General features: G+C 69.3%; 23 protein-coding genes. 12 read left to right on the forward strand and 11 right to left on the reverse strand.

Annotation, left to right across the window (positions count from 1 at the left end; translation table 11 throughout):
- Positions 1 to 54 precede the first annotated feature (54 nt).
- Genes ACLJQF_RS41775 through ACLJQF_RS41785 form a run of 3 tightly spaced genes read right to left on the reverse strand, consistent with a single transcriptional unit; the run spans position 55 to position 1,698 of the window.
- Complete coding sequence (locus ACLJQF_RS41775; protein ID WP_410615845.1) at positions 55 to 993, reverse strand: sporulation-delaying protein SdpB family protein; 939 nt, start codon at positions 991 to 993, stop codon at positions 55 to 57.
- Entirely contained in the window at positions 984 to 1,547 is a 564-nt protein-coding gene (locus ACLJQF_RS41780; protein WP_410615846.1) for a hypothetical protein, read from the reverse strand. The genes ACLJQF_RS41775 and ACLJQF_RS41780 overlap by 10 nt, the downstream gene beginning before the upstream one ends.
- A gap of 4 nt (positions 1,548 to 1,551) precedes the next feature.
- On the reverse strand, positions 1,552 to 1,698 hold the full coding sequence (locus ACLJQF_RS41785; RefSeq protein ID WP_410615847.1) for a hypothetical protein: 147 nt from the start codon (positions 1,696 to 1,698) through the stop codon (positions 1,552 to 1,554).
- A gap of 271 nt (positions 1,699 to 1,969) precedes the next feature.
- Here ACLJQF_RS41785 and ACLJQF_RS41790 point away from each other — a divergent pair, with 271 nt between their 5' ends.
- The 7 genes from ACLJQF_RS41790 (at position 1,970) to ACLJQF_RS41820 (ending at position 10,575) form a co-directional block, all read left to right on the forward strand.
- A complete protein-coding gene (locus ACLJQF_RS41790) occupies positions 1,970 to 5,008 on the forward strand; it encodes a BTAD domain-containing putative transcriptional regulator (protein WP_410615848.1) in 3,039 nt (1,012 codons plus the stop codon).
- Between the two features lie 234 nt (positions 5,009 to 5,242).
- Positions 5,243 to 5,392 (forward strand): hypothetical protein, encoded by a 150-nt coding sequence (locus ACLJQF_RS41795; RefSeq protein ID WP_410615849.1) that lies wholly within the window; start codon positions 5,243 to 5,245, stop codon positions 5,390 to 5,392.
- A gap of 103 nt (positions 5,393 to 5,495) precedes the next feature.
- Positions 5,496 to 6,977: an MBL fold metallo-hydrolase gene (locus tag ACLJQF_RS41800; protein WP_410615850.1), complete on the forward strand. Its 1,482-nt coding sequence runs from the start codon at positions 5,496 to 5,498 to the stop codon at positions 6,975 to 6,977.
- Positions 6,977 to 8,404, forward strand: a complete 1,428-nt coding sequence (locus tag ACLJQF_RS41805) for an MBL fold metallo-hydrolase (protein WP_410615851.1) — start codon at positions 6,977 to 6,979, stop codon at positions 8,402 to 8,404. The genes ACLJQF_RS41800 and ACLJQF_RS41805 overlap by 1 nt, the downstream gene beginning before the upstream one ends.
- Positions 8,401 to 9,018 (forward strand): hypothetical protein, encoded by a 618-nt coding sequence (locus ACLJQF_RS41810; RefSeq protein WP_410615852.1) that lies wholly within the window; start codon positions 8,401 to 8,403, stop codon positions 9,016 to 9,018. The genes ACLJQF_RS41805 and ACLJQF_RS41810 overlap by 4 nt, the downstream gene beginning before the upstream one ends.
- The gene (locus tag ACLJQF_RS41815; protein WP_410615853.1) at positions 9,015 to 10,241 is read left to right on the forward strand and encodes an MFS transporter; all 1,227 of its coding nucleotides are present in this window, start codon (positions 9,015 to 9,017) and stop codon (positions 10,239 to 10,241) included. Before ACLJQF_RS41810 ends, ACLJQF_RS41815 begins: the two co-directional genes overlap by 4 nt.
- A 67-nt stretch (positions 10,242 to 10,308) precedes the next feature.
- Positions 10,309 to 10,575 (forward strand): hypothetical protein, encoded by a 267-nt coding sequence (locus ACLJQF_RS41820; RefSeq protein ID WP_410615854.1) that lies wholly within the window; start codon positions 10,309 to 10,311, stop codon positions 10,573 to 10,575.
- 676 nt (positions 10,576 to 11,251) lie between these two features.
- Here ACLJQF_RS41820 and ACLJQF_RS41825 read toward each other — a convergent pair.
- Together ACLJQF_RS41825 and ACLJQF_RS41830 are read right to left on the reverse strand one after the other, a co-directional pair.
- The gene (locus tag ACLJQF_RS41825; protein ID WP_410615855.1) at positions 11,252 to 11,617 is read right to left on the reverse strand and encodes a TMEM175 family protein; all 366 of its coding nucleotides are present in this window, start codon (positions 11,615 to 11,617) and stop codon (positions 11,252 to 11,254) included.
- 107 nt (positions 11,618 to 11,724) lie between these two features.
- A complete protein-coding gene (locus ACLJQF_RS41830) occupies positions 11,725 to 12,180 on the reverse strand; it encodes a MarR family winged helix-turn-helix transcriptional regulator (RefSeq protein ID WP_410615856.1) in 456 nt (151 codons plus the stop codon).
- Between the two features lie 95 nt (positions 12,181 to 12,275).
- Here ACLJQF_RS41830 and ACLJQF_RS41835 point away from each other — a divergent pair, with 95 nt between their 5' ends.
- Entirely contained in the window at positions 12,276 to 13,148 is an 873-nt protein-coding gene (locus ACLJQF_RS41835) for an alpha/beta fold hydrolase (protein WP_410615857.1), read from the forward strand.
- A 21-nt stretch (positions 13,149 to 13,169) separates the two neighbouring features.
- On the opposite strand, the gene ACLJQF_RS41840 is transcribed toward ACLJQF_RS41835, so the two are convergent.
- Entirely contained in the window at positions 13,170 to 14,594 is a 1,425-nt protein-coding gene (locus tag ACLJQF_RS41840) for an FAD-dependent monooxygenase (protein ID WP_410615858.1), read from the reverse strand.
- Positions 14,595 to 14,688: 94 nt separating this feature from the next.
- Between ACLJQF_RS41840 and ACLJQF_RS41845 the strand changes: the two genes are divergently transcribed.
- The gene (locus ACLJQF_RS41845; RefSeq protein WP_410615859.1) at positions 14,689 to 15,330 is read left to right on the forward strand and encodes a TetR/AcrR family transcriptional regulator; all 642 of its coding nucleotides are present in this window, start codon (positions 14,689 to 14,691) and stop codon (positions 15,328 to 15,330) included.
- Between the two features lie 257 nt (positions 15,331 to 15,587).
- On the opposite strand, the gene ACLJQF_RS41850 is transcribed toward ACLJQF_RS41845, so the two are convergent.
- Complete coding sequence (locus ACLJQF_RS41850; RefSeq protein ID WP_410615860.1) at positions 15,588 to 16,055, reverse strand: cupin domain-containing protein; 468 nt, start codon at positions 16,053 to 16,055, stop codon at positions 15,588 to 15,590.
- Positions 16,056 to 16,081: 26 nt separating this feature from the next.
- Positions 16,082 to 17,032 carry an alpha/beta hydrolase gene (locus tag ACLJQF_RS41855; protein ID WP_410615861.1) on the reverse strand — a complete coding sequence of 317 codons (951 nt, stop codon included), beginning with the start codon at positions 17,030 to 17,032 and terminating at the stop codon, positions 16,082 to 16,084.
- Positions 17,033 to 17,193: 161 nt separating this feature from the next.
- Here ACLJQF_RS41855 and ACLJQF_RS41860 point away from each other — a divergent pair, with 161 nt between their 5' ends.
- Positions 17,194 to 17,781 (forward strand): TetR/AcrR family transcriptional regulator, encoded by a 588-nt coding sequence (locus tag ACLJQF_RS41860; RefSeq protein WP_410615862.1) that lies wholly within the window; start codon positions 17,194 to 17,196, stop codon positions 17,779 to 17,781.
- Between the two features lie 14 nt (positions 17,782 to 17,795).
- Here ACLJQF_RS41860 and ACLJQF_RS41865 read toward each other — a convergent pair whose 3' ends face one another.
- Positions 17,796 to 18,110: a transcriptional regulator gene (locus tag ACLJQF_RS41865; RefSeq protein WP_410615863.1), complete on the reverse strand. Its 315-nt coding sequence runs from the start codon at positions 18,108 to 18,110 to the stop codon at positions 17,796 to 17,798.
- 234 nt (positions 18,111 to 18,344) lie between these two features.
- Between ACLJQF_RS41865 and ACLJQF_RS41870 the strand changes: the two genes are divergently transcribed.
- A complete protein-coding gene (locus ACLJQF_RS41870) occupies positions 18,345 to 18,869 on the forward strand; it encodes an RICIN domain-containing protein (protein ID WP_410615864.1) in 525 nt (174 codons plus the stop codon).
- Between the two features lie 55 nt (positions 18,870 to 18,924).
- Here ACLJQF_RS41870 and ACLJQF_RS41875 read toward each other — a convergent pair whose 3' ends face one another.
- Both ACLJQF_RS41875 and ACLJQF_RS41880 read right to left on the reverse strand, forming a co-directional pair.
- Positions 18,925 to 19,758, reverse strand: coding sequence for an AfsR/SARP family transcriptional regulator (locus tag ACLJQF_RS41875; protein ID WP_410615865.1), 834 nt, complete (start codon positions 19,756 to 19,758; stop codon positions 18,925 to 18,927).
- An 87-nt stretch (positions 19,759 to 19,845) separates the two neighbouring features.
- Positions 19,846 to 20,718 carry an AraC family transcriptional regulator gene (locus tag ACLJQF_RS41880; protein ID WP_410615866.1) on the reverse strand — a complete coding sequence of 291 codons (873 nt, stop codon included), beginning with the start codon at positions 20,716 to 20,718 and terminating at the stop codon, positions 19,846 to 19,848.
- An 87-nt stretch (positions 20,719 to 20,805) separates the two neighbouring features.
- On the opposite strand from ACLJQF_RS41880, the gene ACLJQF_RS41885 reads away from it, so the two are divergent.
- On the forward strand, positions 20,806 to 21,723 hold the full coding sequence (locus ACLJQF_RS41885) for an MBL fold metallo-hydrolase (RefSeq protein WP_410615867.1): 918 nt from the start codon (positions 20,806 to 20,808) through the stop codon (positions 21,721 to 21,723).
- The last annotated feature ends 122 nt before the right edge of the window (positions 21,724 to 21,845 follow it).

Raw genomic sequence — 21,845 nt, forward strand, 5'->3', positions numbered from 1 at the left:
GGTTGCAAGCCACGGTCCTGGCGTGAAGCCGGGCAGATCGAGCGTCCTTCGGGCTCAGGTCATTCCGATGCGGCCAGGTGGTGCCACCGACTGAGCGCGGGCCTTGGCGGTTCCGACTCCACCGGCCACGGCCGGGACCGAAGCGAACAAGACGGTCGCGATCATCACCAGCCCGAAACTGACCAGTCCCATCATGACCACGATAGCGCCGTGCAGCAGCAATGCCAGTGTCACGGCCCATCGGCGTGCGCGCACGGTGCCTGTCATCAACACAGCGATGCACGCCTCAGCGATCACGACCGCCCAGCCGAGTACCACCGCGACCGGCCCGGCGGAGAACAACGGTCCGAGTGATTCGCGGATCCATTGCGGTGCACCGTAGTACGGGTCGTCGACCAGTCCGGCGAACGCGGAACCGTCGCGCCACTGCGGGTTGACCACTTTGGCGACCGCGGAATTGAGGTAGACGACGAAGACCTGCGCACGTACGAACAGCAGTGCGACGTACGCGCTCCCGCGCCATCCCGGGCCGAGTGGATCGCCGGAGCGGGACCAATGCCAAGTTCGGGTATCGCCGAGGCAGAGGGGAATGAGCAGCAGCGTGACTATGCGATCGACTCCCTCGCCCCCGTTCGCCACGGTCATCGCCGTGCCCAGGCTGAACGCGAGGTACCAGTGGGGAACGCAGGTCCATCTTGGACAGAAGCCGGTGGCGACCACGGCGAACACCAGGATGGCGACCACACGGCAAGTCAGCAGCGCAGCGGGATGCGGCCCGGCGAGGCACCACAGCGACAGGGCGCGGACACCATCGCACCGACCCGCGGTCACCGTCGCCGTCTCCCGCAGGAAGAGGTCGCGGTCGGCAGTGAAGGCCAGCACGCTCAAATCGGCCAGCGCCAGCAGCGTGCGCGCGGTCCCCAGCAGAGGACCACGGGGATCGCACTTCGTCGCGCGCGTGAACTGTCGGCTGAAGAATCCCCTCAGTGGCAAGCCAGCTCAACCCTCACCAGCCGTACCGCAGCGCGCTTCTCGGCGGCAGCCCCGGCCCGCACGACCGCCAGTACCGCCGTGCCGCAGAGCGACGAGGACACGAATTCGTTGGCGATGACCGTGCGCCGAGCAGGCGAGGACCGGAGACACGCGTCGAGGTCGCTGTCCTGGCATTCATGCCAACCTCCAGCCGGTACCCGTGCCGCGAGCGCCTGGGCCTCCACTATCCGGGTATAACCGCGCCGGCTCAGCCCCGCCAGATTGCCGGGAACAGTGAGAGCGCCGGTCAGCTCGTCGCCCAGCCCGCCCCGGGAATTGAGCGCGTAGGCGACCACGACGCCATTCCGTGGGCGTTCGGCGAAGAAGGCCCAGCCCTGCGGCCAGAATGTGGTGTACAGGTCCCGCTGGCTCCGTTGCCATCCACCGGCGAGCGAGGACGGCAGCACGTTCACCAGGCTGAGCGCGAAAGCCAGGCCCAGCAGCCCGCCGGTGAAGGCCAGACCCCACCGGACCCGGTCTTTCTCTTCGCCCGTACTCCTCGGCTTCCGGGCCAAACGGTCAGCAACCGATGCAAATCGAACTGCTGAGGCCCGTTTGCGGCGTGTTGGCCGGAGCCTTGTCATGGCTGGGCAGACCACTCCCCAGCGTCACCGCCAACGCGACGACGGCCGCGAGCAGCGTCCCCAGAATTGCGGGCTTCTTCATCACAAACCCCTCCCCCTGTTAGAACGGCCGGAATAGGACAGCACTGAACCCCGACCTTGAGCAGACGATAACGGACGGCTCGGAGGCTGCACAGAGTTGCCGAGCCGACCGTCGAAGATGCACCCGAACGGCGTAGTTGTCGGGAATACCCCACTGGTAGCGTGTCCGCGGACCGGTATCAGGAGGCGGGTTGGCGTCTGAGCGGGGAGAGCTGGACTTCTGCGTTCTCGGACCTGTTCAGGCCCGAACCGCTGCCGGAACGCCGCTCCCCTTGGGCGGGAGCAGGCAGCGGCGGCTGATGGCCACCCTGCTCCTGCACTCCGGCACGATGCTTTCCACCGACCAGCTCATCGAGCAGTTGTGGGACGACCCGCCCGAAACCGCGCGGCCCCAGGTCCACAACGCGATCGCCGCCCTGCGGCGCGTCCTTGCCCCCTACGGCGGCGAAAATCTCATCAGTACCCACCAGTCGATGTACCGCATCACGGTGCGCCCGGACCAGGTGGACCTGAGTCGTTTCACCGATGACCTGCGGGCCGCGGCGGCGGCGGAGGAGAGCGGCGACACGGCCGGAGCGGCGAGGCAGCTCAGGACCGCGTTGGGACAATGGTCCGGACCAGCCATGTCCGGGGTCGGCGGTCACGTCCTGTCCGCCGCCGCCGCGCGTCTCGAGGAGCAACGCTTAGCCGCCCACGAGAAGTTGCTCGCACTGCGGCTCCGGCTGGGCGAGCACGATTTCGTGATCGACGAACTGATCGAACTCGTCGACCGGCACCGCCTGCGGGAGTCCTCCCGCGCGTCACTCATGTTGGCGTACTTCAGATCCGGCAGGCAATCCGAAGCGCTGCAGGTTTACGACGAAGGCCGACGGGTGCTCCGCGACGAGCTCGGCCTCGAACCCGGACCGGAGCTTCGATCGCTGCACGCCCGAGTGCTCCAGGGTGATCCGGAGCTCATGGACACCGGCGCCAGGACGAACGGGGGCCCGCGGCGCCCGCCCGCCGCCCCGGCGGAACAGCCCGAGGTCCGACCGTCGTTCCTGCCTCCCGGTACTCGCGATTTCACCGGGCGGGGAGCCGAACTCGAGCTCCTGCTCGGTGAGGTGGGCGAGTCAACCGGCGACGCGACCACCATCGTGACGATCGACGGCATGGGCGGAGTCGGCAAGACCACGCTCGCCGTGCATCTCGGGCACCGACTGGCCGAGCGCTACCCCGACGGCCAGTACTTCATCGACCTCCACGGCTACACGGCGGGCAAGGACCCGCTGTCGCCGGCCGCGGCGCTGGATCTCCTGTTGCGGGCGGCCGGCGTGCCCGCCGACCTGATCCAGCCCGACCTCGATGGCCGGGTCGTCCAATGGCGGTCGCATCTCGCCGGCCGGCGAGTACTGGTCGTACTGGACAACGCGATCGACGAGAGCCACGTCCGCCTGCTGCTGCCGGGATCGCCGAGTGCCCTCGTGCTCGTGACGACGCGCAGGCGGCTTTCCAGCCTCGACGCTGCCATCCCGGTATCGCTCGACTTGCTTCCCTTGGACGACGCGATCGACCTGTTCGGGCGCGTGGCCGGACTCAAGCCGGCGGAGCCCGACCACGATCGGGCCATCGCCGTGGTCGAACTGTGCGGACGGTTGCCGCTGGCCATCCGCATGGCGGCATCCCGCCTTCGCCACCACCGCACCTGGACCGTCTCCCACCTCGAGGCCATGCTCCGGGACCAGCAACGGAGAGGTCAGCTGCTCACCGGCCGGGACCGCAGTGTCGGTGCGGTGCTCGAGATGTCCTACCGTCACCTCGCCGAAGACGAGCAACGGCTGTTCCGAGCACTCGGTATGCTCCCCGGCACCGACTTCGGTGTCCACGCCGTGGCCGCCACGGTGGACCTGCCGGTCGAAGACACCAGGGAACTGCTGGAGCACTTGTTCGACGCCCACCTGGTCCTGCAGCACGCCGAGGGCCGGTTCCACCTGCACGACCTCGTCCGGGACTTCGCCCGCGGGCTGGCCGAACGGAGCGGTGAGGAAGAGGAACGAACCGCGCTGCGGCGTCGGATCCTCGACTACCACGTCCGGCTGGCCCACGAGTGCTGCCGCCCCATCGCGCGCGCGTTCGCCAAGATCGATCCGGATCCCGTGCACCGCTCCGCCGCGCTGCCGGCGACCGACTCCGAACCCGCCGCGATGGCATTGCTCGAAGCCGAGGTGGAGAACCTGGTGGCGGTCGCCCACATCGCGCTGGAGCAGCGCTGGGCCGACGACGCCTGGCAGCTGCCCTGCGTCCTTTCGCCGTTCTTCAGCAGGATCAACTACTGGGAGAACACGCTCGACGTCTTCCGGGCGGCCCACGAATCCGCGAAGCGGAGCGGGAGTATCCGCGGCGAAGCGGCCGCGCTCACGAACATCGCGTTGATCCTGCGCGACCGCGGCCACTACGACGAGGTCCGCCGGCTCCTGCTGGAAGCGATCGAGCTGAGCCGGCAGCTCGAGGACGAACCCACCGTCTCGTACCTGCTGACGAACCTCGGCATCGCGCGGGTGCGGGCCGGTGACATGCCGGGGGCGTCGGACACGTTTTCGCAGGCCCGGCAGATCGCCATCCGACTGGGAGACCGGCAGGCCTACGCGTCGTTCACCAACAATCTTGGCGCGGTCGCGTCCCGCATGGGCAAGCCGGACAAGGCGCTGGCGCACTTCTCCGAGGCGATGGAGCTCTGCACCGAGCTGGGCTTCCGGCTCGGCCAGGCAACGACGCACCTCAACATCGGCGACACACACCTCATCTCGGGTGCACCGGAGGCAGCGCTCGAGCACCTGGACCGGGCACTGACGATCAGCCGGGAGATCAGCTTCCGGCTGGGCGAAGCGTTCGGGCTGTGTTATCTCGCTTCCGCCCATCGCCGCCTGGGCCGGTTCACCGTCGCCGAGCTCTACGGCCGGCAAGCGTTGCAGCTGTCTCGGGAAGCGGGCCTGCGCGAGGTCGAATGCGACACCCTGAACACCCTCGGCGAGACCGAGCTGTCCGCCGGGCGACCGGGTGAAGCCGAGCAAGCCTTCACCGAGGCGCGGAGCCTGGCGGTCACGTTGCACCTCCCGCTCGCGACCGGCCGCGCGGAGGAGGGGCTCGCCCACGTGGCCCGATTCCGGGGAGACCTCGACGGCGCGCGGCGGGCGTGGGAGCGCGCCCTCGAGCGCTACCCCGACGAGATCGGTGCCGCGCGGTATGCCCGGGCCCACCTGGCGTCGCCCTTCGCGACCTGTCCGCGGTGCCGGCAGGCCACGCTCGAGAGCGACACCACGCTGCCCGGCTGACCGCTGTAGCAATGACGCGGACGTCGGGCCACCCCCTTGCGCCTGCGCCCCCCGGCCGCCGCCCCGCCCGACGTCCGCGTCATTGCCACAGCATGCCCGCCGCCGCTCTCGACCCCCTCTCCGTCGTCGATAGGCCGTCGACAGGGCCCGGATAGCCGGCCCCAGAAGACTCCTCCTGGTCCGCGGAGCTTCTGCGTGGACGCCCGATGAGGTTCCACTGATGAGGAGAAATCCATGGAGATCAAGCGCGTTTCCGGGCTGCGTGTCGGTGACATCGACGTGCTGCGGGCCAAGCTGGCGCAGACGACGGGTCCGCGCCGCGAGGGTGGCACCGCCAAGGCCGGCGCCCGCCGGGGCACGAGCGACGTCTACTACGTGCGCTGAGCACACGGGGGAGACGGCCCGGTGCCGTCTCCCCCTCCGCGGGCGGTGAACCCGCAACCAGTGACGGGGCCGGCCCAGCGCGGCCGTGAACGGCAGGAGACCCATGAAGATCGGATTTATCGGACACAACGGCTTCGCACTGGGAGACCCGGAGAACCCGGTGCTGGTGGACCCGCTTTTGCTGGCGCGCTTCGGGGAGGAGTACACGTCCAGCCCGGTCGAGGTGTATCCGCCCCGGGTGTTCGACCTGAGTGCCATGCCGACACCGGCCGCGGTGATCATCAGCCACGAGCACTCCGACCACTTCCACTTGCCGACGTTGAACAAGCTCGACCGGTCGGTGCCCATCGTGGTCGGCCCGACGATGATCGAGGCCGTGGTCCGCCCGATCGCTCGGCTCGGTTTCGAGGTGATCCGGCTGCCGTTCGGCGTCACCACCCGGTTCGGCAGTGTCGATGTCACGTTATATCCGCCCGACCCCGAAACGGTCCTCTGGGAAAGCCGCGTGAGCCAGGTCTATGTCCGCGACGCCGACGACGCCGAGACGGGCGGCCTCTACCTGTGCATCGACGCCCTGCTTTCCCCGGAGTTCGTGGCGGACGTCGAGGCCGGGATCGTCCCGCCGCCGCAAGTGCTCGCCGTCAGCAACAACGCCCAGGTGACTCCGACGGGGGTGTTCGGCTCACTCGACAATCTCCGCGCCGCGGGCCAGTCCGACGGTGCCGCGCAGCGCAGCCCGTTCGTGGCGCTCGACATCCTCCGCCAGCTCCTCGTCGGTTATCTCGAACTGAACCCGCAAGTGTCGCCGAACCACTTCATCATCTGCGGCGGCGGCTTCCTCAAGGACTACGAGGAAATGGGCCCGTTCCCGTTTTCCGAGCAGAAGGAACTCGCGAACATCGCTTCGCACCTGGTGCGCCGGGTCACCGTCGCCGGCCCCGAGCCCGGCGAGGTGCTGGAGCTGCGGGAAGCACGGCTCGAGCCGGCCGGGGACATGGGCTGGGTCGGGACCGACCACGAGCGGTTCGCCGAGCTGGTCCGGCGCCGCGAGGAGTTCATCGCGTCGGACGCGATGATCGGCATGCGCCCCATCACGCCGGCCACGGACGGAAATCAGGAGCTGACAGCCCTCGCGGTGGTTACCGACGGGCTGAAGCACCTGGCGACCGCGGTGATGCTGGCGCCGCTCGGCCGGGACCTGCTCGCGCTCAGCCGCGACAACCCCGCGGCCGGGCCCTGCCGCTTGGTCGTGCAACTGCGGTGTGACCACATCGAGAGCCGGTCCTACGCGCTCAACGTCGTCTCGGGGACCTTCGAGCAGGTCCCGGACCTGCCGCTGGACGACGCACTGGCGATGTACCCCTACGGCGTGATCGTCCGAGCGGTCGACTTCGCGGCCGTGCTCACCGGCGCGCTGCAGATCTGGGACATCGTGGGCATCGCCATGCGGTCCTGGTACCTAGGCGACTCGATGAACTCACTGGTCGCCCTCTTCTACGACATCCTCGGCGAACAGCTGCAACCGGACACCTCCTGCAGCGTCTACGACCTGCAGCTGTCCGCAATCAACGAAGGGCGCGAATGATGGGCATCCGGACCACCTTCATCGGCCACCAGTCATGGCTGGTCGACATCGACGGCACCGCTGTCCTCGTCGACCCGGTCCTCACCGGATCATTCGGCCACTCCGAGCAGTTGCGCTTCGAGATCCACCCGGCTCGTTCGGTCGACGTCGGCCGGATGCCGGAGATCGCCGCGGTCGTCGTCACCAACGAGCACCTCGATCATTTCCACCTGCCGTCACTGGCGCTGGTCCCGGTCGGTGCCCCCATCCTGCTGCCGTCGCTCACCCCCGCGGTCTGCGTGTCCGCCCTGCGTCGGCTCGGCCACGAGGTCCGGCTACTCGCCCACGGGGTCAAGGAAACCGTCGGTGCGATCGACGTGGCGCTGCTCCAGGGCGATCCCGAGGCCCCGATCTGGGAAAGCCGGGTGGCTTGCGCCTCCCTCACCCCGGCCGGGCGCGAAGGCGGGGTGCTGATCCAGTCCGACACCGCGATCGATGACCACCCGTCGCTCACCTCGCTCCGCCCGGAGGTGGTGATCGCCACGCACAACGGGCAGATCACCCCGGCGGCCGCGCTCGGCGCCTTCGACAACCTGCTGCCACTCGGCGACGGGTCGCGTCCCGAAACCCAGGGCATCGAACTGCTCGACAGCGTGCTGAACAAATCGCTGGAGTTCTTCCCCCACGCCCGCTGGGTGCTGTTGAGCGGCGGTGGGTACGCCCAGCTCCCGCGAAAACACGGTGAATTCCTCTGGTCGTCGTTCACCGAGCTGGCCGAGCTCGCCAACAAGCTCACCATGAAGGTCCGCGTCGTCGGCCTTCTCCCCGGTGAGACCGCGGACTTCTCCGGGACCGGCGAAGAGGTTTCGCGCGCGTCGTGGATCAGCCCAGCCGATCCGATGGTGCCGGTGGCCGCCTCGGATCGGCACTCACGGGAGGAGGTCGACCTCGGTGCGGATCTCCCGCCCCTATTCGACGACGCGGTCGACGACGTAGCTCGCGACGCGATCTGGCGAAACCTCGACGCGATGGCGCCGCTTCTCCTGAACTCCCGGCTCGGCCGGGCTCTGGTGACGACCAACAGCTACCTAGGCGAACCGACGGCTTCGCACCGCTTCGCCATCCACCTCCGCGGCTTCACCGCCGGGACGGACGCAGTGCTTGCCCTCAACATCAATTCGGCCCGGTTCGAACAGATCGACCTGACGCTCAAGGAAGCCCTCTACGGTATCCCGAGCGGCATCGACGTGAACGCCGCCGACCTCGCCGCGGTCTTCACCGGACAGGTGCACATCTGGGAGCTCGCCACGGCTCGGATGCGCCAGTGGTACCTGACGTCACGGCTCGACAGCCCGGTCGCCTTCCTCTACGCCGCGCTCAGCGAACAGGTTCGGCCGGACTTGGCCGAGGCCCTGTACCGCAAGCTCACCGAACGAGTCCCGGGATGACCACCTTCGCCGTCGGTGGTCCGCCGGCGGCCGGCAAGACGACGACGGCCGGGTGCCTCGGTGCGGCACTCGGCCTGCCCGTCGTCTCGTTCGACGCCGCCAGAGAACATCGCTACCGGCCCTGGGGATACACCACGGCGCGCGCCGAACAGCACTACCGCAGCGGCGGCCCGCGGGCGTTGCACCGCTACGAGAGCCTCTTCGAGTTGCGAGCCCTCGAAGAGGCGGTGCGAACGCCCGGGAGTCGCATACTCGACCTGGGCGGCGGGATCCTCGTCCAGCATTCGCCGGAGGCCCGCGCCCGGCTCGAGACGGCGCTCGCCTCGGTCGTGTTGGTGCTCGTCCTGCCCGAGCCGTCGGACCGCCGGCACTGCATGGTTGCATTGACGACGAGGGTGAGCGGCCGCGGCGACCGAGCGGACTCCCTGACCTGGCTGGGAAACGGGGGCGAATCAATCATGCGCGAGGTGCTCGACGCCACCCTCCTGCACGTGCGGCAGGGTCACCCACTGATCTGCACGTCGACACGCGACGAGTTGGAGGCGGGCATCGCCGCAGTCGTTGCCGGCCATGGGCACCGCGCCGCGATCGACGCCGGAGGACGCACGCGATGAGCCGGTTGTTCAGCCCCCTGCGTCACCGGCGGTTCAGGACGGCATGGGCAGGGCAGCTGGTGAACGTGACCGGAGACGCCGGCTTCACGGTGGTGGTGGCGTTGTACCTCCTGCCCCGTCCGGATGCCGCACGCGCGCTCGGCCTCGTCCTCGGGTTGACCGCGCTGGGTGGCGTCGTGTCCTTGCTGTTCGGAGGTGTCCTGGCCGATCGCTGCCGGCGCACGCGAGTGGTGGTGGCTTCGGACCTGCTGCGCGCGACGGGACTCGTGTTGATCATCGTCACGGGAGCCGGCGGACCGCTGGTCGCGCTCGGTGCCGGCGCCGTGCTGATGGGCGCGGGCAGCGGGATCTACCGCCCTGCCTACAGCGCGCTTCTCCCGTCACTCGTCCCTCGAAACGAGTTCCGTGGAGCGAACGCCCTCCGGTCAGCCACCAACCGCGTCGCCACGGTGGTGGGGGCGGGCCTGGGTGGGGTGACGGCCGCCGCAGTCGGTCCCCGAGGCGCTCTGTGGATCGACGCAGCGACGTTCGTGGCGAGCACCGCCACGATGCTGAGTATCCGAGAACCCCGTGCGGCGGCGTCCCGCGTTCGCGGTGGGGCCCTCGCCGAAGCGCGGGAAGGCATCACCTACGTGCTCGGCCGGCCCTGGATGAGCGCGATCCTTGTGCAGGGGCTGGTACAGCTCACCTTCGTGGTCGCACCGATCACCATCCTCCTTCCGTTCGCGATCGGCTCGGACGGCACCTCCTACGGGCTCGTAGTCGCAGTCGAAGGGGTGGGCGCGGTGCTCGGCGCAGCACTGGCGGCCCGCGTCACCACGACCTCGCCCGGCCTGCTCTCGATGGCCGCGCTGCTCGCGCAGGTACCGCAGACCGTCACCCTCGCGCTGCACGGACCCGCCGTCCTCCTGGCGGTCTTCGGCTTCTTCACCGGCACGGGTCTGTCGGTCTTCGGTGTGCTGTGGATGACTGCACTGCAAACCGGTACTCCGGGAACCCACCTGGGACGGGTGCTTTCCTTGGACGCCCTCGTCAATTCGGCGCTGACCCCACTCGCCATCGTGGTCGTGGGGTGGCTGCTCCCCGCGGTGGGCACGACGATGTTCGCCTGGATCGCGGCGGTGATGCTGGTGGTCTCGATCGTCGCGGTGCTTCCCGTCAGGGGGGTCACCGAGTTCGCGGATGCGCAGGCTCCGAACAGCCATGCGGGCCAAGGTAATTGATTGAGCTCTCGCCACCCACCTCGTCGGAGTGCCCCAGCATGTTCGGGCTGTCTGCTCGATTGCTGGGGTGACCGTGTACGACCTTGCTCGTTGCCTGCCCGCGATCCCGAACCTGCGCGTGCTGTGCCGCGCGCTGGCGGCCTTGGACGTCGTGCTGGGCTCTGACAGGGACGACCGGCGCCACTTCTACGACACCGCTTGGGCACCCGGTGAAGATCTGACGTCGATGGGGGACGGCTCAGTCATCGAGTACTCGATCACGTTCACAGCCGCAGGCGCGCACTTGCGCGGTTTCGACCACGAGTCGACGATGAGTTCCGGCACTGCGTGGTGATCGCCCGCGTTCGTTGATCACCTCGATCGTAGCCGAACGCTTATGTGGATCCATCCCAATAATGAACGTCATGGATATTCTCCTTGCTCGATGCTGATTGTTCCAGCAAGGAGGGCACCGCTACTTTGAGCAGAACAAACCCCTTTTGAGCCACTCCTCGCACGGTGCTCGGCGAGACGCATGCCATGAGAGAGCCACACCAATGACACGGGCAGGCAGCCGCAATGTGGGAGCAACTCACCGAGCACCTGGACCGCAGTCTGGCCGGACCCGGTCCTGCCCACCAGTGTCAAGTAGCCGCAGAGCGTGCGCCTCGGCAAGCGACGCTCGGCAGCCCAACGCGGGGAACCGGTCGCGCGACTGACGTAGCTAGTCAGTGCGGGTTCCAGCTGCACGGCACCGCTCGACTTGATGCTGCTCGACTGGCTCCAAGTCCGGGGTCCCGAGCCGACCGCACGTTTGTTCGCAACGAACGCGGGCGGTCCTCTCACCAATTTCGCTGGGGCACAGCTGGGGCAAACCCCCTGTTACAACTGCACTGAACGACACACAGTTGCAAGCAACGGCGGCCAAGCGCATCATTTCACTAGGCGATTCCCTATCGCCGCAGGTCAGGGCCATGATCGACCCTCACTGACAGTGAGGAGTCAGGGGTTCGGGTCCCCTTAGCTCCACGTCATCGAAAACCCTCCCGGCACCGCAGAGTTTCCTCAGGCCCGGGAGGGTTTCTTCGTGCCACGGCCGATCTTCCACTGATCGTCTGGTGACAGTCCGGGGATCGATTCAGACGCCCCAGGTGGAGGATTTCGCCACCATCAACGGCCTGCTGTACGCCTTCACCTGCTCGAACACGCGGTGGATGCACGACCCACAGCCGCGCGATCACCGCGAAACCGAGCAGGAAGCTGTAGATCTTCCACTGGTTCTCGCTGATCAGCACGGCCGGGCCGAGGTGCTGCGCAACGGCATCCGGCACGGCCTCGACCAGCGGCAGGACCAACAGGGTGATCGCGATCGCGACGACGGCGTCGGTGACGAACACCAGCCGTTCGGGGGACCTGTTCTGGGAAATTCAGGGATCGTAGGCGGTTCGGCCGTCCCGGCAGCGTCGCGTCACCGGAAGAGCAGCCGAACTGCGGCTTCGCGGAATCAGTCCTGCAGATCTTCGGCAGTGAATGAGCGGCGCTCGGTGAGCTGGGCCAGGTGGGTTTCCAGGGTTTCGAGCTGCTCGGGTCCTATTCGGGCCGCCCAGCGGCTGCGGACGTCGTCGAACAGCGCACCGCCGATGGCCATCAGCTCGCGGCCTCGAGCAGTGACCCGCACGCGCTTGCGGCGTGCGTCGCTGGGGTCGGGCTCGCGGTCGACGTAGCCGAAACCCTCCAGCACCGCGATCGTTTGCGCGGCGGCCTGCTTGGTGACCGACAGCCGGCGACCCAGTTCGGAAGCGGTGTCCGCACCCGCGTCCACGGCGCGCAAGGCGAACTCGTGCACCGGGCGGACACCATCGTGGCCGCGCTTCGCGAGCTCGACGTTCACCTCGTCGACCATCGAGTGGAACCCGCCGAGCAGCAGAAGCGCGAGCTCGGCACCGCTGGACTGCGCCATGAACCCGATCCTACGACGCGCGCCGATATAGACAAGTTCCTTGTCTACCCCCTAAGGTTCGACAAGTAACTTGTCCATCGGCTCGAGGGAACCCCATGAATCGTCTCGCCGCCACCATCCCCGGTGTCGACCACCACCGCGTCAGCCTCAACGGCACCGAACTGCACTACGTGGCCGCCGGCACCACCGGGTCTCCCGTACTGCTGGTTCACGGCTTCCCCGAGACCTGGTGGGTCTTCCACAAGCTGATCCCGCTGCTCAGCGAGCAGCACCGGGTGTTCGCCGTCGACCTGCGCGGATTCGGCGACTCCGCCACCGCCACCCCGGACCACGACAGCGCGACCTCGGCGAAAGACCTCAGCGACCTGATCACCTGCCTCGACGTCGGACCCGTCCACCTCACCGGCCAGGACATCAGTGGCCCAACGACGTTCCGGGTCGCCGCGGCCCACCCCGAACTCGTCCGCAGCTACACCGGGATCGAGACCGCACTCCCGGGATTCGGCGCCGAGACGCTCGCGGACGTCACCCACGGCGGCGCCTGGCACATCGGAGTCCTCGCTGCCCCCGGCATCCCGGAGATGCTCCTCGCCGGACGCGAGCGCGCATTCCTCGCCGACTACGCGATCCCGTCGCTCGCCGCGAGCCCCGACGCGTTCACCGACGCCGACATCGACGAGCTCGTCCGCTCCTACGCGCGACCCGGCGCGTTCGCCGGCGCCGCCGGGCTGTACCGGTCCCTGCTCTCGGAGGGCGAAGAACTTCGCCGGCTCGCGGCGCGGAAGCTGGACCTGCCCGTACTCGCGGTGGCGGGCTTCTCCGACCGCACGCCTGCGACGTTGCGCCAGGTCGCCACCACCGTGACCGCGGTGCGCATCGAACGGATCGGCCACTACGTGGCGATGGAGGCGCCCGACCGGCTCGCGACTGCCCTTCTCTCCTTCTACGCGGACATCGATCGGAAATGACGCCTCGATTCACCGCGCGGGTCAGGTCGGCCGGCCGAACCAGGTTCGCAGTGGTGTCGTGACCGGGTCGCCCGGTGCGGTCCAGCACACGTAACCATCGGGCCGGACGAGGACCGCGGTGACGTCGGGCCAGGGCGTCGCCTCGACGAGGGCCGTGGTGACGCTGCCGTTCCAAGGCTGGGCCGTTTTCAGGTGCGTCTCGTCGGTCGACAGCAGCACGCCGTGTCCGGAGTGGAACCACTCGCTCGCCCACCGGTCGCCGATCCGGAAGTCGGGCAGGCGCGTGCCGACATGGCCGGGTCCGCCGTAGTCGATGCCGAGACCGGTGACCATTGCCGCGATGGTGAGGTTGGCGTCGGGGAGCTCGAGGAGCCGGGCCATGATGTCGCGCAGGGCACGATGTTCGGTGTCGTGGGCCTGCAAGGCGCCTTGCGCACGCGTGTTGTCCAGGACGGCGGCACCGACGGGGTGCCGTTCGGTGTGATAGGTGTCCAGCACCGTCTCCGGCACCCGGCCGGCGAGGACGGCCGCCAGTTTCCAGCCGAGGTTGACCGCATCCTGGACGCCGAGGTTGAGGCCCTGGCCCCCGGCGGGTGGGTGGATGTGTGCGGCGTCGCCGGCGAGGAACACCCGGCCGACGCGGTAGTGCCGGGCCTGCCGGGAGGCATCGCTGAACCGCGAGGCGTGGCGGACCCGAACCAGCGCGTACTCGTTGCCGTAGAACGTGTTCAGCGCGGCGCCGACCTCGTCGTCGGTGACCTGGGTGCGTTCACGCCGCCCGTCGAAGTAGACGAACCGGTAGAGCCCCGGCGTGCCGATGGGGACGATGCTGGCGAACGATCCGTCCGGTTTCCGCCGCCGCGTGCGTCCCATGGACGTCCAGGTCGTCGGGAGTTCGGCGGTGCCGTCGGCCAGTACCACGTCGGTGATGGTGGTGTACCGGGTCGCCGGGGTGCCGGAGAACGCGACACCGAGCAACGCGCGCACCGTGCTGTGCGCCCCGTCGCAGCCGGCCAGGTAACGCGCGCGAAGCGTTTCGGGCCCGTGGACGGTGACGCCCTGCTCGTCCTGGTCGGCGCCGGTCAGCTCCCAGCCGCGGCGGAGTTCGCCACCCAGTTCGGTGAGGCGTTGCTCCAGCACGGCTTCGACGCGTGCCTGCAGGATGCCGACCTGGTAGGGGTAGCGCGTCCCGAGGATGTCCAGGCTGAGCGGGAAACCGGCGAAATGCCCGGCCATCCGCCCGATTTCGTCTGGCGCGGCACGGGAGAGCAGGCCACGCAGGTCGAATATCTCGGCCGTGCGCGGCTGCAGGGTCATCGCTTTGCTCTGCCCGTCGCGTTCGGTGTCCTTGTCGATCACGACGACCCTCCGGCCGGCCAATGCCAACTCGGTCGCCAGCGTCAGCCCGACCGGGCCCGCCCCCGCGACGATCACGTCCGCGTCCATGGTTTTCCCCTTCGCTGTTCGATGTGCATCCGCTATAGGCATACTGAACTCAAACTTGAGTCGAGTCAACTTTTGAGTCTGATACAGTAATGCGATGCGGCCAGGACTGCGTGAGCGCAAGAAGCAGGAGGCGCGGCAGCGGATCTCCGAGGCGGCCACGAGCCTGTTCCTCGAGCGCGGGTTCGACGACGTCACCATCGCGGAGATCGCCGAGGCCGCCGGCTACTCCAAGGTGACGGTGTTCAACTACTTCCCGCGCAAGGAGGACATGTTCCTCGACCTCTACCCCGAAGCGGAGGAGCTGCTCGTCTCCGCGATCCGGCAGCGGCCGCCCGGCCAGTCACCCGTCGACGCGGTACGGGGGTTGCTGCACCGGTTGCTGCGCGAGCACCACCCGCTTTCCGGCGCGCTCCCGCACATGAAGGCGTTCGCGCAGGTCGTCGCGGACAGCGCGGCTCTGCGTTCCCGCGCTCGGGAACGACGCGACGAACTCGCCGGGAAGGTCGCTGAGCTCATCGAGAAGGAGACCGGCGACCCCTACACCGCGGCGCTGACGGGCAACCTCCTGCTGGCCGCGGTGTCCACAGTGGTCATAACGCCGATCGGCAGGCTGCTGGAAGGCCGGGCGGCCAAGGCGATCACGGCCGACCAGCCCGGCGTCATCGACCGCGCCTTCGACCTGCTCACCACCGGCATCGGTGACATCGGCGCGAACACACCACCTCCGCAAGGCTGACGACCAAGCGGTCACGGCGAGGACGCGAGCCGGAACAGGGGCCAGCCGATCTCGGTTCGCCAGGTCGCCGGATCCGGATCGTCGCGCTGGGAAGCGGCGGGGTCAGCGCCGGGTCCTTGCGGATCGCGCAGGGCTGGTGATCGCCACGATCCGCGGGCTGCTACTCGACCTGCTCACCACTGGTGAGCGAGACCGGATCCAGAACGCGGCGGAAACCTTTCTTGCCAGGCCCCAGGACACGGCCCGGGAAATCGGGATCAGCGTGGCGGGCCGACGATGACGTTCCCGAACTTCTCCGCCGCCTCCGCCAGCCGGGCCGGGGAGAGCTCGAAACCGTCCGGCCGGGGTTCGGCCCGGTCGCGGCCGGCGTGCCGGAACATGCCCTCGATGCCCGCGGGGGTGTTGATCATCAGCAGGTCGGCCTTCGCGGACGTGATGCGGTAGGCGTGCGGGATGTTCTTGGGCAGGAAGACGATGCCGCCCTCCGCGAGCTCCATCTCCTCCTCGCCGACCCAGACCAGCGCGGTGCCCTTGATGAGCATGAAGACTTCGTCTTCCTTGGTGTGCAAGTGAAACGGCGGCGCCTCCCCCTTGGCGACGTCGAACCGGCCGACCATCAGCCGGCCGTCGGTGGCCGCACCGTCGAGCAGGATCGACAGCGTGCCGCCGTCGAGCCACTCGAGCTTCTGCTGCTGGTCGGGCTGGGCGAGGTAGGCCATGCTCATCGGGTGGCTCCGTTCGAAGTGGACGGTCAGAAGGAGCCGAGGGCACGCAGGCGATCGGCGACCGCGCGGCGGGCGACGTCGGTGTCCCAGGCGAACGTGTCGAACTCGTGCGGCACACCGGGGTGCAGGTGGAACTCCACGTCGACCCCGGCCGCGCCGAGCCGCCGGGCGTAGTCGAGGTCTTCGTCGCGGAAGATGTCGAGCTGGCCGACCTCGAGGTACGTCGGCGGCAGGCCCGAGAGGTCGGCCGCCCGCGCCGCGGCGGCGTACGGCGAGACGTCGGCGCCGCCGGCCCGGTCGCCGAGCAACGCCGACCACCCGGTGGCGTTGTCCTCGTAGTTCCACGTCGCGAACGGGACCAGCTCCGGGTCCGGCGTCGTCGTGCGGTCGTCGAGCATCGGGAAAATCAGGATCTGGCGCGCCACCGCCGGTCCGCCCCGGTCGCGGGCCAGCAGCGTCACCCCGGCGGCCAGGCCACCACCGGCGCTGTCGCCCATCACGGCGATCCGGGCCGGGTCGACGCCGAGTTCGGCGGCGTGATCGTGCAGCCACCGCAGCCCGGCGTAGACGTCTTCGACCGGCGTGGGGTCGGGGTGTTCGGGTGCGAGCCGGTAGTCGACGGCCAGCATCGGCACCCCGCTCGCGGACACGTACCGGGCGATCGGTGCATCGTAGAGGGCGACGCTGCCCAGGATCATCCCGCCGCCGTGCAGGTACAGCGCGGCCGAGCCGGGGGCGGCGCCATCCTTGGCGTACCAGCGCAGCAGCACCTTCGTGCCGTCCCCGGCGACCGCGTGGAAGTCGGTGGCCGTCACGTCGGCCGGAGTGGGCTGCAGGGCCGCGGTCTCGGCCATCATCGCTTCCAGCGCGATACGGCGGGTCGCGACGTCGCCGACCGCCGGGTGCGGGGCGTCGGCCATGGCCTCGGCCATCGGCGCCAGAATCGCGGCGACCTGAGGGTCGACAGTGAACGTCACAGCGGTCCTTCTTCCTGGAGATTTGCCAGGACCGGATCGACGGTGATCGGGGCCGGGACACGCGACTCGACTGTCCTCGTGCAGGATAAACGGACGATATCGTCCGGCTAACCGGCTGTCAACGATGGTGACCGAAGCGCCGAGCTGTGATGATCGGTGTCGTGCGAGAGGAACGGGATGAGACCGGCAGGCAGCGGGAGCTGCGCCGGGACGCCATCGACAACCGCAACCGGGTCTTGGCTGCCGCTGCCGTCGCTGTCCGCCGGGACGGCACCGCGGTGCCGATGGCCACCATCGCGGCAGACGCCGGGGTCGGCGTCGGGACCGTATACCGCCACTACCCCTCGCGGGATGCCCTGCTCGGCGCGCTGACGCACCGGTCCTTCCGGATCGTCCTCGAGACCGCCAGGAGAGCCGCGGCTCTCGACAAGCCGGCGATCGACGGGATCCGCTTCTTCCTCGAACAGACCATCGAGCACGGCCCGGACCTCGTGCTCCCCATGCACGGCGGGCCGGCGCCCACCGATCAGGCCACGGTCGCGGTCCGCGACGAGGCGCATCGGACACTGGGCTCGATCCTGGAGCGGGGGCAGCACGACGGCACGATGCGAACCGGGGTCACCAGGGCGGACATCGTCACCTTCGGCGCATTGCTGGCGCAGGGCCTACCCCACGTCACGGATTGGAAGCTCGCCGCCCGCCGCCAAGTCGACATCTACCTCGCAGGCCTCTCGAACCGCACCCATTGAGCAGGCTTCCAGGGTCAGATCATGGCGGCACGTGCCTGGGAGCGGCGTGGACCTTGTGCACCAGATCGGTGCACGACGTGCCCGGAGCGGGTCGGCGCGATCGTCCGGTCCGAGTCTCCGACAACGTCACCAGCCAGGCGCTGCTCGACGTAGCCGTCCTTCTTCAGTGTGCCCAGCTGTTTGGACAGCGCGGAGTCCGACAGGGACACCGCGTCCCGCAGAAAGGCGAAATCGCTGACTGCCGCCGCTGCGCAACGGTGAGCAGCACCTGCGACAACGCCACGACACCGAAGACCCACGGTCAGCCGGACGCCGCCGCCCTCCCTCATGACCGCCGCGGCGGCACTCGCGCACTCCGGTGGGCTGCTCCTGTCTCAACGACACGTCCGTACCGGTGCTCCTATCTGTCCGCTGACCGCCGGCCACCGGAACACTGCCGCCTCGCCACCGCCGCGAGCTAGCGTCCGCGCAAGGGAATTCCACGCCGCGCGCGACACGCCGGCGCGGAATTCTTTATGGAGGAGGGACAAATGCGAGTAAGAAAACTGCTGACCGTTGCGGCCGTGGTCATCGGCGTCACGACGGGTGAATTCGTGGCGGCCGGTTCGGCGGGCGCGGCGAACTCCGGCACCGATGTCCGGGCCGGCGCTTTCCAGCTGATGAACGTCACGACCACCCTGTGTGCCGGCCCGTCAGTCAAGCCGGAGACCGGCAGGCAGGTGGTACAGCGGCGCTGTACCGGCCTGCCGGCGACGTTGTGGGCGGCACAACCGGTTCCGGAGTCGATCAGCACCCTGCTCGTCAACCAGGACAGCGGTCTGTGCATGGACCTGGCCGACGGGGCCGGTGACGGCTTACCGGTCGTGCAGGCGCCCTGTTCGCCCAAGCTGGTCAGCCAGCAGTGGCAGTTCGTGACCCGCGAGGTTCCCGGCCGGGTGAAGATCGTGAACGCGAAGCTCGGGCAGTGCCTCGAAGTCGAGGACGGTGAGGCGCCGGTCGGCGCACCGGTCCAGGTGTCGACTTGCGTCTTCTCGGCCCGCCAGCAGATATGGCAGACGGGTCTGGTGGTACGCGACGTGAAGAACTGAGTTCCGGCCGTCAACCGCCGGCGTGGGCGGCCCCACGCCGGCACGGTCGAGATGGTCAGGGTCTCGCGCACCGGGAATCGACCAGGCTCCGGCCGGCTGGTGGCCGCGGGAGATACGTTGCCACGTCCGGCTCACCGGCCAGCACCGCCGCCTCCAGCCGCCGTAGCTCCTGCCCGGGTTCGACGCCGAACTCCTCGACGAGCACCGACCGCACCCGCCGGTAGGTCCGCAACGCGTCCGCCTGCCGGCCGGACCGGTGCAGCGCGACCATCAGCAGCTCCCACAGCCGCTCCCGCGACGGATACCGGCCCACCAACCGCTCGATCTCGCCCACGGCATCGGCGTGCCGGCCGGCCATGAGCAGGGCCGTGACCGCCTGCTCCTCCGCCGATGCCCTCGCCTCATACAGCCGGGTGAGCTCGGCGACGGCCCAGCCGGCCACCGCGCAGTCCGCGATGGGATCTCCCCGCCACAACGCGAGCCCCGCCTCGAGCCGTACGTGCGCCTCCTCACCGTCGCCCCGGTCCAGTGCCGCGCAACCAGCCCGGACGTGCTCGGCGAACCGGTGCGTGTCGACCTGCGCCGGATCGACCTCGAGCACGTAGCCGGGCTCCCTGGTCACCAGCACACCGCCGAGCCCGGCCCTCGACAGCGCCTTGCGCACCTGCGCGATGTGCCCTTGCAGCGTCTTCGTCGCCGTCGCCGGCGCGGCCTCGCCCCACAACGCGTCGATCAGCGACGAACGCGACACCACCCGCCCAGGCCGCAACGCGAGCAGCGCGAACACCGACCGGCGCCGCCCACCGGCGAACGACACACTGCCGCGAGACCCGGCGACCTCCAACGGCCCGAGCAGACGCAAGTCGGCATCCATGAATCCCCCGCCCATGGTCGGCATCCTCGACGCATACCGCTCATCGTCACAAAGTCCGTCGACAATCCATCGACAGCGGCCCGAGACGCCACCAGGCTGCCGTCACCGGCCGGCCCGGAAACCGCCCGGCGCGACGCCGAACCGGCGCTTGAACGCGTGCGAGAACGCGAACGGTGAGGCGTAACCGACGTTCGCGGCGATCGAGGGCAAGGGAAGGTCCGTGTCCTGGAGCAGGCGCGCCGCCGTCGTCAGCCGCCACCACGTCAAGTACGCCATGGGCGGCCGACCCGTCAGCGCCGCGAACCGGCGGGCCAAGGTCGCCCGGGACAAGCCCACCCGGGCGGCCAGGTCTTCGATCCGCCACGGCGCTTCGGGGTGCTCGTGCAGGGCTTCCAGCGCGGCGGCGATTTCGGGATCTCGCAGCGCCTGCGGCCAGCCCTGGTCCGGGTTGTCGGCCAGCCACGCGCGGATCAGGTAGACCAGCAGCAAGTCCAGCAAGCCGGTGAGGACCGTGGCCGAGCCCGGCCGCCGGTCGCTCACCTCGCCACCGAGCAGGTCGATGGCCGCACGCAGTTCGGGGTGCCGCCCGATCTCGGCGGGCAGGTGCACGACCTCCGGCAGACTCGCGAGCAGCGGGTGCCGCCGGGCGTGGGCCAGCCGGTACTTGCCGCACAGGAACTCGGTCCGGCCGTCGGGCTCGGCCACCGCCGCTTCGAACGGCACCGCGCCGGCCGCGTCCGGCGTCGCGGAAAGGGTGTGCGCGCCGCCGTGCGGGACCAGGACCGCGTCGCCGGGGCCGAGCGGCACCGGCGTCCCGCCGTCCGGGAGCAGCCAGCCGCTGCCGCGCAGCAGCACGTGGAAGCCCGCGCCTTCGTACGGCGCGAAGCGGTAGCACCACGTCGAACCGGCCCGGAGGCGGTTCGACGTGGGCTGCCCGACCCGCACCGCGGCGATCGCGGCACTCAGCACGTCCACCAGCTCATCATATCTCTGAGACGGTCAAGCATCAGAATGAGCAGTTCACGCATTGGAACTCTCACAATCACCTTCTAGCTTGGAGTCATGCACATCGGTGAAGTCGAAGTCGTGAAGGTCGTCGAGTGGCAGGGCGAGATCGCCCCGGCGCGGTCCATCGTTCCCGGCAGCTCGCCTCAGCTCTGGACGGACAACGCCGCCTGGCTCGCGCCCGACCACTGGAACCCGGAGACCGGCGGCTACCGCGGCGCCGTGCAGACCTGGGTCCTCCGCAGCGAAGGCCGGGTGATCCTGGTCGACACCGGCGTCGGCAACGACCGGCACCGGCCGCAGATCCCCCTGTTCGACCACCTGGCGACGCCGTTCCTCGACCGGCTCGCCGCGGCCGGCGTCCGGCCGGAGGACGTCGACGTCGTCGTCAACACGCACATCCACTACGACCACGTCGGCTGGAACACCGAGCTGCGCAACGGCGAATGGGTGCCCACCTTTCCCCACGCCACCTACCTGATCCCCCGCGCCGACCAGGCGTACTTCGACCCCCGCAACGCCCACCGCCGCCCCGTTCCCCGCACCGAACACGAGCAGCTTCGCCGTGAAGGCAGCCTGCTCGTCTACGCCGACAGCGTCGCCCCGGTGCTCGGCCGGGCCGTGCTGTGGGAGGGCAGCCACCGCATCGACCGGAACCTGACGCTCGAACCCGCGCCCGGCCACACCCCGGGCTCGTCGGTGCTGCGTGTGTCGTCCGGCGCGGACCGTGCGGTGTTCGTCGGGGACCTGCTGCACAGCCCGGTGCAGATCCTGGCGCCCGAGCACAGCAGCTGCTTCTGCGAAGACCCGCGGCAGGCCGCCACCACCCGGCGGGGTGTCCTCGAACGCGCCGCGGACACCGGCGAACTCGTCGTTCCCGCCCACTTCGGCGGACCGGGCGCGGCCGAAGTCCTCCGGGACGGCAGCCGGTTCGCCGTCCGCCTGACTTCGAGTTCGGTCACGGCCGGCCGCTGAGCGGCGTTGACGACGTGGGAAGCGAGGCCGTCCGGCCCGTACACCGGTCCTCACTCGCGTTGTACGTTGTCCAAAAGCCGTCGACGCCGATGGAAACCCGTTGGCCGCGTGGCTAGGAGGCG

Source organism: Amycolatopsis sp. lyj-109, assembly GCF_046548995.1.
Taxonomy (GTDB): Bacteria; Actinomycetota; Actinomycetes; order Mycobacteriales; family Pseudonocardiaceae; genus Amycolatopsis.